This window comes from Mangrovihabitans endophyticus, assembly GCF_014646155.1.
GTDB lineage: Bacteria > Actinomycetota > Actinomycetes > Mycobacteriales > Micromonosporaceae > Actinoplanes > Actinoplanes endophyticus.
The window spans coordinates 28,179-40,665 of the sequence record NZ_BMMX01000015.1 but is presented as its reverse complement, the minus strand read 5'-3'; the positions used below and the strand labels follow the sequence as shown (position 1 = coordinate 40,665).

Genomic DNA, 12,487 nt, shown 5'->3' with positions numbered 1-12,487 from the left:
GTGAAATCAGATCAAGTCCCACGTCAGCGGCGTGCCCTTGGTCGCGTCCTGCCGGAAGGTGCGTCCGAGCACCGTACCGATGGCGTCCGGCTCAAGCCCACCCGTGGGACGGATGGAGCGGACGTTTTCCTCCGTCACGGTGTCACCTGCCCGCACGTCGCTCACCACATAGAGCGAGCGGCGGAAGCGCAGGCTCTCCCGTTCCGCCTCGGTCGGGCCGATGTGCGTGGTGCCCAGCGCCTGCCAGGCTCGTTCCGACTCGGTCACCAGAGCGGCGACCTCCTGCGGTTCCAGCGAGAAGGCGGAGTCGACGCCCTTGTCGCCGCGGCTCAGCGTCATGTGCTTCTCGATCAGGCAGGCGCCGAAGGCGACCGCCGCGAGGGGAACGCCGATGCCGAGCGTGTGATCGCTGAGCCCGATCGGCACGCCGAGCATCTCGGCGAGCACCGGGATGCGGCGCAGGTTGGTCTCCTCGGGCGGTGCCGGGTAGGAGGCGGTGCAGGACAGCACGATCAGATCGGTGCATCCCGCACCCTGCGCCGCGTCCACTGCCGCGGCGATCTCCGTGACGCTGGCCATGCCGGTCGAGATGATCAGCGGCTTCCCGGTGCCGGCGGCCAGCCGGATCAGCGGCAGGTCGGTGATCTCCGAGGAGGCGATCTTGTACATCGGCGCGTCGAGCTTCTGCAGCAGCTCCACCGCCGTGCGGTCGAACGGACTGGAGAACGGGGCGAGACCGTGCTGACGCGCCCGCTCGAAGATCGCCTCGTGCCATTCCCACGGCGTGTGCGCCTCTTCGAAGAGCTGGTAGAGGTATCGGTCGCCCCACAGCTCGTGACCCTTGGAGATCTGGAACCGCGGATGCCGGACGTCCACCGTCATGGTGTCGGCCGTGTAGGTCTGCAGCTTGATGGCGTGCGCTCCGGCCTGTGCCGCCGCATCCACCAGCGCCAGCGCGGTGTCCAGCGAACCGTTGTGGTTGCCGGACATCTCCGCCACGATGTACGGCCGTTGTCCCGCGCCGAGCCGCATGCCGTTCACGTCGAACGTGCTGTTCATGGTCTACCTCTCTCGGTCCACACCACGGTCTGCAGCGCGCCGTCGACCTCTCGTTCATACCTGCGTGTCTCGCGGAACCCGAAACGGCGATGCAAGGCGATCACCTGCCGGTTGGACGCCAGGGTCTCGCCACCCAGACGGTCCAGGCCGAGCTGCCCGAATGCGAAGTCGACCGTCTCCTTCTCCAACCGCATCCAGGCGGGCAGCAGCACGCCCCGCTCGGACAGGCCGGCCACGTCGAGATAGAAGCCCCAGGTGGGCACCGAATCGCGCAGATCGATCGTGACCACGCCGGCCGGCACCCCGCCGTCCTCGAAGATCAGCACGTGGCGCTGCGGGTCGTCGAGCGCCCGCTGCCACCAGCCCGCATGCTCGTCCGGCGTGATCACATGCGTGGTGAAGCTGACACTGCGCACCTCGGGATGGTTGCGCCAGGCCAGCACGACATCGCGGTCGGCCTCGGCGGCGGCACGGAGCACGGCAGGAAGGGACCTTTCAAGTTTTGGGATCGCCGCGCCACCGTAGGGACGTCGCCTGTGTCGGTGATGGCGCTTAGATGAGCGCGCGGCGAATGCGAGGTATCGAGTCGGCATCGATGGTAGTGGCGGTCGCAGCCGGCGCGACCCGTAGCCGCCGGAAACCTCAAGTTGTCACCTCGCCCGGTCGATCGTGCGGTGAGCGGGAACGGCGTGAGGAGGCAACGGCATGGGCGGGTGGGGTTTGCTGCCCAGGCTGGTCGGCCATATCCGGGGCACCAGCCGCCTGTTGCTGCTGTCCGGTTCGGTCCTGGGGGCGGTGGTGCTCTGGACCGCGGTGACCGCCGTGCACCCGATCGGCCCGCCCACGCTGCTCTGGATCGCCACCCCGGCCAGCGCCCTGGTCGCCACGGCCATCTTCTGGCGTACGTCGCGCAGCCCCGGCCTTCCGTTGCCGACCCGCCGGTTCTGGCGCCGGTTGACCCTCGCGGTGGTCATGGTCGGGATTGCCAGCACGTCGCAGGCGGTCGACGTGACCCTGCATCCTGATGTGCCGGGTCCGCACAACGGCCCGGTGCTGCTCACGTTCGACACCATCGCCTTGACGGTCGTCATCTGGGCCCTGTACCGCCTACCTTTCGGCCGCCAAACGCTGGGTGAACTGACCCGCATGGTGCTGGACGCGGGCACGGTGATGCTGGCCGCCGCCGCGTTCATGTGGCATTTTCAGACTCGGCCGCTGCTCGACTCGGCGGATCGCAGCGAGCTCGTCGCGTCACTGGTGCTGACGGTCCTGGCACTGTTCGCGGTGTTCGCCGTGGCCAAGGTGATGCTCAGCGGATACACCTTCATTCAGGGCAAGGGACTGCGGCTGCTCGCCATCGCGATGGCGATCGGCGCGTTCACGCAATTGCTGGAGCCGGTCCTGAAGGCCATGGACCCGGGCTTCTATCCGATGCAAATCGGCATTCCCGGCGTTTACTTCTTCGCGGCGTGGGCGGCCGAACATCAGCGCCACGTCGTCGTCGCGCCGCGCCGAAACGCGCGCGGTGGCGCGCGCCGGTCGTTCAGCTTCCTGCCGTACGCCGCGGTGGCGGCCGTCGACGGACTGCTGATCTACGTCTCCTGGTTCGACCGCGCCGACGAGCCCTTGGTGGTCGCCTCGGCCGTGCTGCTCACCGCGCTGGTGGTGGCCCGGCAGATCACCGCCCTGCGAGACAACGGCCGGCTGCTCGCCCGCCTGGACCACGGCGCCACTCACGACGCGTTGACCCAACTGCCCAACCGTGCCCTCTTCCACGACCGGCTGCAGAAGGCTCTGGCCGCCCCGGTCGACCGTGCGGTCGCCGTGGCGCTGATCGACCTGGACGACTTCAAGGAAGTCAACGACACCCTCGGCCACGAGGTCGGCGACGTCTTGCTGATCTCCGTCGCGCGCCGCCTGCAGACGTGCCTGCGCAGCGGGGACACCGTCGCCCGGCTGGGCGGCGACGAATTCGTGGTGGTGCTTGAGGACGCCGATCCGGCCGCCGCCGACCTGGCCGCGGAACGGATGATCGAGGCGCTGCGCCGGCCGGTGCTCGCCGAGGGGCACGAGTTGCCCATCCGGGCCAGCATCGGCATCGCCGACGGGCGCGGTGGCGACGAGGCGAGCAAGCTGTTGCGGCATGCGGACATCGCCATGTACGCCGCCAAGAAGATCCCGGGCACCGCCCACCTGCACTTCGACGAAAGCATGGCCGCCTCCGGCGCGGACTATGCGCAACTGGGCGCCGAGCTGCGCGAGGCCATCCACGACGACCAGCTCTTCCTGCTCTACCAGCCGATCGTGTCGCTGGACGACGGCCGGGTGATCGGCGCCGAGGCGCTGGTCCGCTGGGCGCACCCGGTGCGCGGCACGCTGGCGCCGGACTCGTTCATCCCGGCCGCCGAGCGGACCGGCCTGATCGTGCCGTTGAGCCGGTGGGTGCTGGCCAGCGCGTTCCGGCAGCTCGCCGAATGGATCGAGCGGTACGGCGACGATGCCCCGGAGGTGCTCAACGTCAACATCTCCGCCCGTGACCTGCGCGAGCCGGGGTTCGCCACGATGGTCACCGACCTGCTGGCGCAGCACCGCATCGCCCCGGAGAAGGTGACCCTGGAAATCACCGAGACGGTGGCGCTGGAACTCGGCGACTCGGTCGCCCACCTGCATCAATTGCGCGAGTCGGGGATCCGGATCGCCCTGGACGACTTCGGCACCGGGCACTCCACGCTCAGCCTGCTGCACGACTGCCCGGTCGACGGGATCAAGCTGGACCGGTCGTTCACCCAGTCGGCGATCGACGGCCGCGTACCGGTCAGCGCCGCGGTCATCCACCTGGCGCAGGCGCTCGGTCTGTACGCGGTGGCCGAAGGGGTGGAGACGGCGGAACAGGCCGAGCAGTTGCTGGCCCTGGGGTACATCGCGGCGCAGGGATACCACTTCGCCCGGCCGCTGCCGCCGGAGCGCTTCGCGGAGTCGTTGCGCCCGCGCGACCGCGAGTTGGCGGCCTGACGGTTCGCGGGGGTTGCGTCGCCGGTGGCGGGGTATTCAGGGGGTGTTCGCATCATCCCCACGGAGGTTCCGATGGCTTTCGACGACAAGGTTGACAACAAGGCCGAGGAATACGGCGGCAAGGCGAAGGAGCAGGTCGGCAAGGCTACCGACGACGAGCAGTTGGAGGCGGAAGGCCGGGCGGATCAGACCAGCTCGAAGCTCAAGCAGGCGGGCGAGAAGATCAAGGACGCCTTCAAGCACTGAACTGATCGTCGCGCACTGAACTGATCGTCGCGCGCAGGCCCGCCCCGATCCCAGGCCCCAGCCCCAGCCCCGGCCGACGCGCCGGGGCTGGGCCGGGTGACCGGGGCCGGGCTGGCCGCGATCTTGGACATCGTGTGCCCAGTTCGCGGCGGCGAAACCGACTTGTCCGACCACAGAGTCCAAGATCGACGGCTATTGAGATCGAGCCTGCCGCGCCGAGCGCGGGGCGGGTGTGCTGGGCGTGTTCAGGATTCGTCCGCTGGCGGGAACAGCAGGTCGCCCATCGCCTGCTCGGTCAGCGGCTCCGCGAAGTAGTAACCCTGCCCCAGGTCGCAGTCATTCGTCAGCTCGTTCAGTTGCCCCGCGTGTTCGATGCCTTCGGCGATCGTGGACAGGTGCAGCGCCTGGCCCAGTTGGATGATGCCGTGCGTCAGCGCCGCCGCGGTCGGGCCGTCGCCGATGTCGTCGACGAATGACTTGTCGATTTTGATGATGTCGAAGGGGAACTGGCGCAGATACGCGAGCGACGAATAGCCGGTGCCGAAGTCGTCGATCGCCAGCCGTACGCCGATCGCCTTGAGTTCTTCCAGTTGCCGCAGGGTACCGATGCGATGGTCGACAAGCAGCGACTCGGTCATCTCCAGCACCAGACAGGCGGCCGGCAGACCGCTGGACGCCAGGGATTCGCGTACCGCCGCCGGCACGCCACCCTGCTCCAACTGAACCGCGGACACGTTCACGCTCACCGACAGCGGCCGTCCACCGCGGCGCAGGTTCCACGCCGCGGCCTGGTGGCAGGCTTCGCGTAACACCCATTCGCCGATCGGAACGATCAGTCCGGTTTCTTCGGCGAGGGGGACGAAGTCCATCGGCGGCACGATGCCGCGTTCCGGGTGCTGCCATCGGACCAGCGCTTCCAGCCCGGTGATGTCGTTGGTGCGCAGGTGCACGATCGGCTGGTACCGCAGCTCGAACTCGTGCCGCACGACGGCCCGGCGCAGGTCGGCCTCCATCTGCAAGCCCGCCTGGAAGTCCGCCTGCATGGCCGGTTCGAAAACGGTGTAGCGGTCCTTGCCGCTCTTCTTCGCCTGGTAGACGGCCAGGTCGGTGCGCACCATGAGGTCCTGTGCGCTGTCCGTGGCGGTTTCCGCGCTCGCCATGCCGATGCTCACGCCCACGTACGTCTCGCGGTCGGCCAGGATGAACGGCTCGTGCAGGGCCGCCATGATGCGCTCGGCCAGCGGCAGCAGGTCGTCCGCGCCGCGGATGCCGGGAAGCAGGACGGCGAATTCGTCCCCGCCGAGCCGGGCGGCGGTGTCCGTGGCGCGCAGGCAGTTGTCGATCCGCCGGGCCACCTCTTTCAGCAGTTCGTCGCCGGCCGCGTGGCCCAGCGCGTCGTTGACGACCTTGAACCGGTCGAGGTCGATGACCAGCGCGCCGACACGGTCGTGTGTGCCGCTGAACGCGCCTTCCATCCGGGTCATGAACAGGGTGCGGCTGGCCAGCCCGGTCAGCGTGTCGTGGAAGGCGCCGTTCATCGCCTCCATGGTCTTGGCGTCCGTGATGGCGAGGCTGATGTGTTCGGCGAACGTCTGCAGAATGTCCCGCGCGGTCTTGTCCCATTCCCGTGGCACGCCGAGGGTGGCGACGGAGAGCGCGCCGACCGGCTCGCCCTGCTCGTGCACCGGCGCGGCCATCACCGCGCGGATGTCCAGGCGGGCGACCTCCGGGATGGCGATCGGGGAGAGGCTGTAGTCGTCCACCGCGACCAGTTCGTTGCCCATGACGGCGAGTCCCGCCACGCCGCGCGCGGCGATCGGCGCCTGTTTCATGCGTTCCTGCATCTCGGGCGTGAAGTTGTGCGCCGACACCAGGTTGCTGAGGCTCGGATCGTTCTCGTCGACCAGGCTCAGCGCGGCCAGGTCGGTGCCGAGCAGTTCGGCGGCGGCCGCGGTGACGGAGTCCAGCACCTCGGTCAGCGGTACGCGATTCGCGATGGCCCGCTGGATGCCGGAGAGGTGACGGAACAACCGTTCATGATCGTTGGCGGCGTCCGTACGGTGGTCGTCCTCCTGGGCTCGGCGACGTTCCGATTCGAGGGCATGCAGGGTGCGAAGGCTGAGTTCGAGCACCCGTGCCATGCCGCGCAGCACGCAGACTTCCTCGGCAGTGAACGATTCGCCGCGTCGCCCGAGCAGCAGGGCACCCGGGGCGTCGCCGTCGATGGTGGCGAAGGTGAGTCCGTGCGGATAGCCGTCCAGGTCCACCGTCGTCCGTCGTCCGGCGGCCACCTCGGACAGGGCGAACACCGGAAGTTCCTCCGCGGCGGTACCCACGGTGGCGACGATCGCATGGTCGATGAGCAGGACGGCGACGTCCGCTTCGAGCGCCCGCGCGGCGCATTCCAGCGCGGCGCGGTGCGCGCCCGGGCGGTCCGGACGCTCGGCGACGACGGTGAGGAAATCGGCGAGTTGCTGGGTGGCCACGGCGCCCATGGCGGCCCTCAGTTCTGCGTGCACGGTGGGGTGGCGTTCACGTCTGTTCGAGTCGGCCGGTTCGGCGGCGAACTGAGCAAAACGGCTGGCGGGAAGCCGGCCCGGGGGTCGGTCGATGACCGCCTGACCGTTTTCCACGCCCGTTCTGACCGTCTCGGCGCAACGTCGCTGGATCTCGGTTTGATCACAACCAGCAGGTAGCCGTGAAACGGGCATCCGAGACGCCGAGCGCCCGAACGAACATGTGGACGTCTTCCCGAGCGAACACCTGCAGGCACGAGTCGGGCATCGTTTGCGGAGATTCGGGCATCACCTTGATCCTTCTTCGTCCCGGAGTGGCACGATATTCCTTGGGGGAGCGTTCAGGAAAACCGGGCATGGAGACCACACACTTTGTCTAGCCTGTGATGGGGGCCACACGTTTCGCCGGTGTTACAAAGGGACCACGGCAGGCGGGGCAGCGAAATCGCCTGCAGTGAGGGGCGGAGGTGCGGGATTGAATGCTGACGAGCGGCAACACCAGATCGTCGCTCTGGCTCGGCGTCAGGGCGAGGTCGACGTTGCCAAACTCGCCGCTGAGCTGACCGTTTCCGCGGAGACAATTCGGCGAGATCTGCGCCTGCTCGAAAAGCACGGTCTGCTCCGGCGTACGCACGGTGGTGCCTATCCGGTGGAGACCGCCAAGTTCGAGACCGACCTGGCCATGCGCACCACGCGCGGGGTCCCGGAGAAGAGGCGTATCGCGGCGGCCGCGGTAGGTCTGATCGGCGACGCCGAGACGATCTTCATCGACGAGGGATTCACCCCCCAGTTGATCGCCGAGGCGTTGCCCACCGACCGTCCGCTCACCGTGGTCACCGCGTCGCTGAACACGGCGGCCTGGCTGTCCACCAACACCCCGATCACCGTGCTGCTGCTCGGTGGCCGGGTCCGGGGGCGGACGCTGGCCACGGTCGACCACTGGGCCAGTGGCATGCTCGGCGGCTTCGTCATCGACCTCGCCTTCGTGGGTGCCAACGGCATCTCCCGCGAGGTCGGCCTCACCACCCCCGATCCCGCGGTGGCCGACGTGAAGGCACAGGCCGTGCGGGCCGCTCGACGGCGCATCTTCGCCGGCATACACACCAAATTCGGCGTGCGGACGTTCTGCCGGTTCGCCGAGATATCGGATTTTGAATCACTGGTCACGGACACCGCATTGCCGGCGTCCGAGGCGCACCGCTATTCACGACTCGGGCCGCAAGTCATCCGAGTCTAGGAGAAAAAACAAATACCGTTCCCTGTGGCCGGCGATCATTGGCCGGTCCGGCCAATGTGCGTCTGTAAAACGGAGGATCTGCTGTGCAGAAACCAGGTAAGAAAGTTTCGTTCCTGATTGCCGGGGCGGCCGCCGGTGCCCTCGTGCTGTCCGGGTGTTCCGGAGCCGGGTCCACCGGCGGCAGCGGTGACTCCGGTGACGACACCATCACCGCGCTGATGGTCGGCAACCCGCAGATGGAGGACATCCAGAAGCTCACCGCCGACAACTTCACCAAGGAGACCGGCATCAAGGTCCGGTTCACCGTCCTGCCGGAGAACGAGCTGCGGGACAAGGTGACGCAGGACGTGGCCAACCAGGGCGGACAGTACGACGTCGCCACGGTCGGCGCGTACGAGGTGCCGATCTGGGCGAAGAACGGCTGGCTGCACGAGCTGTCCACCCAGGCTGACGCGGACTCCGGGTACGACAAGGCCGACCTGATCAAGCCGATGGTGCAGTCGCTGACCGGCGAGGACGGCAAGATGTACGCCGCGCCGTTCTACGGCGAGTCGTCGTTCCTGATGTACAACAAGGAGATGTTCGAGGCCAAGGGCCTCACCATGCCGGAGCACCCGACCTGGGCGCAGGTGGCCGACTTCGCGGCCAAGCTGGACGACAAGTCCAGCGGCGTGGCGGGCATCTGCCTGCGTGGTCTGCCCGGCTGGGGCGAGATGTTCGCGCCGCTGACCACCGTGGTGAACACCTACGGCGGCACCTGGTTCGAGAAGGACTGGACGCCGAAGGTGAATGCGCCGGAGTTCAAGGAAGCGGCGAACTTCTACGTCAACCTGATCAAGGAGCACGGCGAGTCGGGCGCGCCGCAGGCCGGCTTCACCGAGTGCCTGAACACCTTCAGCCAGGGCAAGGCGGCCATGTGGTACGACGCCACCTCGGCGGCCGGCACGCTGGAAGACCCGAACGCCAGCAAGGTGGCGGGCAAGGTCGGTTACGCGTACGCCCCGGTGAACAAGACCGAGTACTCCGGCTGGCTGTGGACCTGGGCGTGGGCCATGCCCAAGACCACGAAGAAGGAGGACGCGGCGTGGAAGTTCATCTCCTGGGCCACCGGTAAGGACTACGAGAAGCTGGTCGGCGAGAAGCTCGGCTGGTCGCGTGTGCCGTCCGGCAAGCGCACCTCGACCTACTCGATCCCGGAGTACAAGGACTCGGCGAAGGCCTTCGCCGACATCACCCTCGGCTCCATCGAGCACGCGGACCCGACCAACCCGGGTGTGCAGCCGCGGCCCGCGCTGGGTGTGCAGTTCGTCGGCATCCCGGAGTTCGCCGACCTCGGCACCAAGGTCTCGCAGGAACTGAGCGCAGCGATCGCCGGCAGCAAGACGGTCGACGCCGCACTCAACGACGGACAGAAGCTCGCCGAGGACGTGGCGAAGAACTACCAGTAAGGGAGCTCGGGTGCGCCGTCGTCAGAGATCAGCTCGGCGGCGGCGCACCCGCATAAGGAAGGCTCGATCCGATGACTGATGTCATTCCCCGGGCGGACGAGAAGACGGACACCCCGCCCCCCAAAACCCCCGCACCCGCCAAGGGCGGCGCCAAAGAGCGGTGGGTGCGACGCGCCCCGCTGCTGCCCGCGCTGATCTTCGCCATCATCGTGACTCAGGTGCCGTTCCTGATCACGCTCTATTTCTCCACGCTGAGCTGGAACGCGCTGCGCCCGGGGTCGAAGAAGTTCGTCGGGTTCGACAACTACGTCACCGTGCTCACCGACAACCGGCTGCGCAGCGCCCTGTTCAACACGGTGGTCCTCACCGCCGGTGCGGTCATCTTCTCGATGATCCTCGGACTGGCCCTGGCGGTCCTGCTGGACCGCAAGTTCCTCGGCCGCTCCATCGTCCGGACCATGCTGATCACCCCGTTCCTGATCATGCCGGTGGCGGCTGCCCTGCTCTGGAAGCACGGCCTCTACAACCCCGACTACGGTCTGATCAACGGCATCTTCGGCGGCAACACGGCGTGGGCGACCACGTATCCGAAGACCGCGATCATCGCCACCCTGGTGTGGCAGTGGACCCCGTTCATGATGCTGATCCTGCTGGCCGGCCTGCAGTCGCAGAGCAATGAGGTGCTGGAGGCGGCCCGCGTGGACGGGGCCGGCGCCTGGCGCATCTTCACTCAGATGACGCTGCCGCATCTGCGCCAGTACCTGGAGCTGGGCGCGCTGCTCGGCTCGATCTACCTGGTGAACACCTTCGACTCGATCTACACGATCACCCAGGGCGGTCCCGGAACGGCGACCACCAACCTGCCGTACGAGATCTCTCAGACCATCTTCAGCAAGTACGAGTACGGCGAGGCGTCCGCGGCCGGTGTCGTCGTGGTGATCCTGACGATCATCGTGGCGACGTTCGCGTTGCGGGTCATCTCGGGCCTGTTCAAGGTGGAGGAGGGCCGATGACCACGATCGCGCCGCCGGTGACCGGCAAGGCCAGCACCACGACCAAACGCCGGATCACGAACGGGTTCTGGGGTGTCGTCGCGTGGGTGGCCGGGATCATCTTCGTCTTCCCGGTCATCTGGATGATCCTGACCAGCCTCAAGCAGGCCCGGGATGTGACCACCAACCCGCCGGTGTGGTTCTTCACGCCGACGTGGGATCACTACCAGAAGGTGTTCGACACCAACATCACGCCGTTCCTGCTCAATTCGCTGATGGCCAGCGTGTTCTCCACGCTTCTCGTGGTGGTGCTGGCCACGCCGGCGGCGTTCGCGCTGTCGTTGCGGCCGGTGAAGAAGTGGACCGACGTGCTGTTCTTCTTCATCTCCACCAAGATGCTGCCGGTGGTCGCCGCGGTGCTGCCGATCTACCTGCTCGCGGTGCAGATCGGCATGAAGGACAACATCTGGACCATGGTCATCCTCTACACGGCGATGAACCTGCCGCTCGCGGTCTGGATGATGCGATCCTTCCTGCTGGAGGTGCCGCGTGAGGTGCTGGAGGCGGGCGAGGTCGACGGGGCCGGCCTGGTCACCTCGATCCGGCGGATCATCCTGCCGATGGTCGCGCCCGGCCTGGCCGCCACCGCGCTGATCTGCTTCATCTTCTCCTGGAACGAGTTCTTCCTGGCGGTCAACCTGACCGACACGAACGCGAGCACCGCGCCGATCTTCCTGCTCGGCTTCATCTCCGGACGCGGGCCGTTCCTCGCCGACCTGTCCGCGGCGGCCGTCCTGCTGTCGTTGCCGGTGCTGGTCGCCGGGTGGGTGGCGCAGAACAAGCTGGTCCGCGGTCTGTCGATGGGTGCGGTCAAATGAGGGCTGCGGTCGTCGTCACCCCCGGCACGCTGGAGATCCAGACCGTGCCGGACCCCACACCCGGTCCCACCGACGTGGTGGTCAAGCCGGCCGCCGTCGGAATCTGCGGCACCGACCTGCACATCATGGACGGCGAGTTCGCGCCCGCCTTCCCGATCGTGCCCGGTCACGAGTTCGCCGGAGAGATCGTCGCGGTCGGCGCCGAGGTCACCGGCTATGCGGTCGGTGACCAGGTGGCCGTGGACCCGTCGCTGTACTGCGGGCATTGCTATTACTGCAAGCGCGCCCGTGGCAACCAGTGCGAGAACTGGAACGCGATCGGTGTCTCGGTCGCCGGTGGGGCAGCCGAGTACGTCGCCGCGCCGATGGCCAACCTGTTCACGCTCCCGGCGCATCTGCCGGCCCGCGACGCGGCACTCATCGAACCGTTGTCCTGTGCGGTACGCGGGTTCGACGTGTTGCCGCGCCGGATGGCCGACAACTTCCTCATCTACGGCTCGGGCACCATGGGGCTGATGATGTTGGAGCTGGCCAAGCGGGCCGGCGCCGCCACGGTGTCCATGGTGGACCTCAACCCGGAACGCCTGGAGACCGCCAAGCTGCTCGGTTGCACGGCGGCGGTCACCAACGCCGACGAGTTGGACGCTCCGCGCGGCTGGGACGTGGTGGTGGACTGCACCGGCGTGGCCGCCGCGATCAAGGACGGCCTGGGCCGCGTCGGGCGGGGCGGCACGTTCCTCCAGTTCGGCGTGGCGGCGTACGACGCCCGGGTGGAGATCGAGCCGTACGAGATCTACCGGCGCGAGATCACCATCACCGGCTCGATGGCGGTGCTGCACAGTTTCGACCGTGCCGGTGAACTGTTGGCCGGCGGTGTGCTGGATCCCGGGGTGTTCATCAGTCACCGGTTCCCGCTGGACGCGTATGCCGAGGCGCTGGGCCAATTCCGGGCCGGCGTGGGACGCAAGACGCTGGTCGAGCCGTAGCCGTAGCGATCCGAATCGGCCGGTGCCCTCGCGGGGGTGCCGGCCGTTTTCGGCGAACAGTCTTATCACTATCAGTCAGATCAATATCACTTTCGGTTGTCTATTGGTGGGTC

10 protein-coding genes are annotated in these 12,487 nt (G+C 67.6%); 7 read left to right on the top strand and 3 right to left on the bottom strand.

The features are described from left to right. Positions 1-6: 6 nt before the first annotated feature. Both pseI and IEY73_RS17595 read right to left on the bottom strand, forming a co-directional pair. Positions 7-1,059 carry a pseudaminic acid synthase gene (pseI, locus tag IEY73_RS17600; protein ID WP_189080317.1) on the bottom strand — a complete coding sequence of 351 codons (1,053 nt, stop codon included), beginning with the start codon at positions 1,057-1,059 and terminating at the stop codon, positions 7-9. Then, positions 1,056-1,538 (bottom strand): GNAT family N-acetyltransferase, encoded by a 483-nt coding sequence (locus IEY73_RS17595; RefSeq protein ID WP_229715917.1) that lies wholly within the window; start codon positions 1,536-1,538, stop codon positions 1,056-1,058. Before IEY73_RS17595 ends, pseI begins: the two co-directional genes overlap by 4 nt. Positions 1,539-1,764: 226 nt before the next feature. On the opposite strand from IEY73_RS17595, the gene IEY73_RS17590 reads away from it, so the two are divergent. Together IEY73_RS17590 and IEY73_RS17585 are read left to right on the top strand one after the other, a co-directional pair. Beyond that, positions 1,765-4,071 carry a putative bifunctional diguanylate cyclase/phosphodiesterase gene (locus tag IEY73_RS17590; protein ID WP_189080315.1) on the top strand — a complete coding sequence of 769 codons (2,307 nt, stop codon included), beginning with the start codon at positions 1,765-1,767 and terminating at the stop codon, positions 4,069-4,071. Between the two features lie 72 nt (positions 4,072-4,143). Beyond that, positions 4,144-4,317, top strand: coding sequence for a CsbD family protein (locus tag IEY73_RS17585; protein ID WP_189080314.1), 174 nt, complete (start codon positions 4,144-4,146; stop codon positions 4,315-4,317). Positions 4,318-4,562: 245 nt separating this feature from the next. Here IEY73_RS17585 and IEY73_RS17580 read toward each other — a convergent pair whose 3' ends face one another. Further along, the gene (locus IEY73_RS17580) at positions 4,563-6,812 is read right to left on the bottom strand and encodes a putative bifunctional diguanylate cyclase/phosphodiesterase (protein WP_189080313.1); all 2,250 of its coding nucleotides are present in this window, start codon (positions 6,810-6,812) and stop codon (positions 4,563-4,565) included. A 496-nt stretch (positions 6,813-7,308) separates the two neighbouring features. Here IEY73_RS17580 and IEY73_RS17575 point away from each other — a divergent pair, with 496 nt between their 5' ends. From IEY73_RS17575 to IEY73_RS17555, 5 genes are all read left to right on the top strand, one after another. Next, positions 7,309-8,070: a DeoR/GlpR family DNA-binding transcription regulator gene (locus tag IEY73_RS17575; RefSeq protein ID WP_189080312.1), complete on the top strand. Its 762-nt coding sequence runs from the start codon at positions 7,309-7,311 to the stop codon at positions 8,068-8,070. 83 nt (positions 8,071-8,153) lie between these two features. Continuing rightward, positions 8,154-9,518, top strand: a complete 1,365-nt coding sequence (locus IEY73_RS17570; RefSeq protein ID WP_189080311.1) for an ABC transporter substrate-binding protein — start codon at positions 8,154-8,156, stop codon at positions 9,516-9,518. Positions 9,519-9,589: 71 nt separating this feature from the next. Continuing rightward, on the top strand, positions 9,590-10,531 hold the full coding sequence (locus IEY73_RS17565; protein WP_189080310.1) for a carbohydrate ABC transporter permease: 942 nt from the start codon (positions 9,590-9,592) through the stop codon (positions 10,529-10,531). Then, positions 10,528-11,388: a carbohydrate ABC transporter permease gene (locus IEY73_RS17560; RefSeq protein ID WP_189080309.1), complete on the top strand. Its 861-nt coding sequence runs from the start codon at positions 10,528-10,530 to the stop codon at positions 11,386-11,388. The genes IEY73_RS17565 and IEY73_RS17560 overlap by 4 nt, the downstream gene beginning before the upstream one ends. Continuing rightward, positions 11,385-12,374, top strand: coding sequence for a zinc-dependent alcohol dehydrogenase family protein (locus IEY73_RS17555; RefSeq protein ID WP_189080308.1), 990 nt, complete (start codon positions 11,385-11,387; stop codon positions 12,372-12,374). The genes IEY73_RS17560 and IEY73_RS17555 overlap by 4 nt, the downstream gene beginning before the upstream one ends. Positions 12,375-12,487 lie beyond the last annotated feature (113 nt).

What these genes read in the sequence shown, in the direction of transcription:
- pseI (WP_189080317.1), bottom strand. Translation starts at nt 1,059, where the DNA reads ATGAACAGCACGTTCGACGTGAACGGCATGCGGCTCGGCGCGGGACAA.
- IEY73_RS17590 (WP_189080315.1), top strand. Translation starts at nt 1,765, where the DNA reads ATGGGCGGGTGGGGTTTGCTGCCCAGGCTGGTCGGCCATATCCGGGGC.
- IEY73_RS17585 (WP_189080314.1), top strand. Translation starts at nt 4,144, where the DNA reads ATGGCTTTCGACGACAAGGTTGACAACAAGGCCGAGGAATACGGCGGC.
- IEY73_RS17580 (WP_189080313.1), bottom strand. Translation starts at nt 6,812, where the DNA reads ATGGGCGCCGTGGCCACCCAGCAACTCGCCGATTTCCTCACCGTCGTC.
- IEY73_RS17565 (WP_189080310.1), top strand. Translation starts at nt 9,590, where the DNA reads ATGACTGATGTCATTCCCCGGGCGGACGAGAAGACGGACACCCCGCCC.
- IEY73_RS17560 (WP_189080309.1), top strand. Translation starts at nt 10,528, where the DNA reads ATGACCACGATCGCGCCGCCGGTGACCGGCAAGGCCAGCACCACGACC.
- IEY73_RS17555 (WP_189080308.1), top strand. Translation starts at nt 11,385, where the DNA reads ATGAGGGCTGCGGTCGTCGTCACCCCCGGCACGCTGGAGATCCAGACC.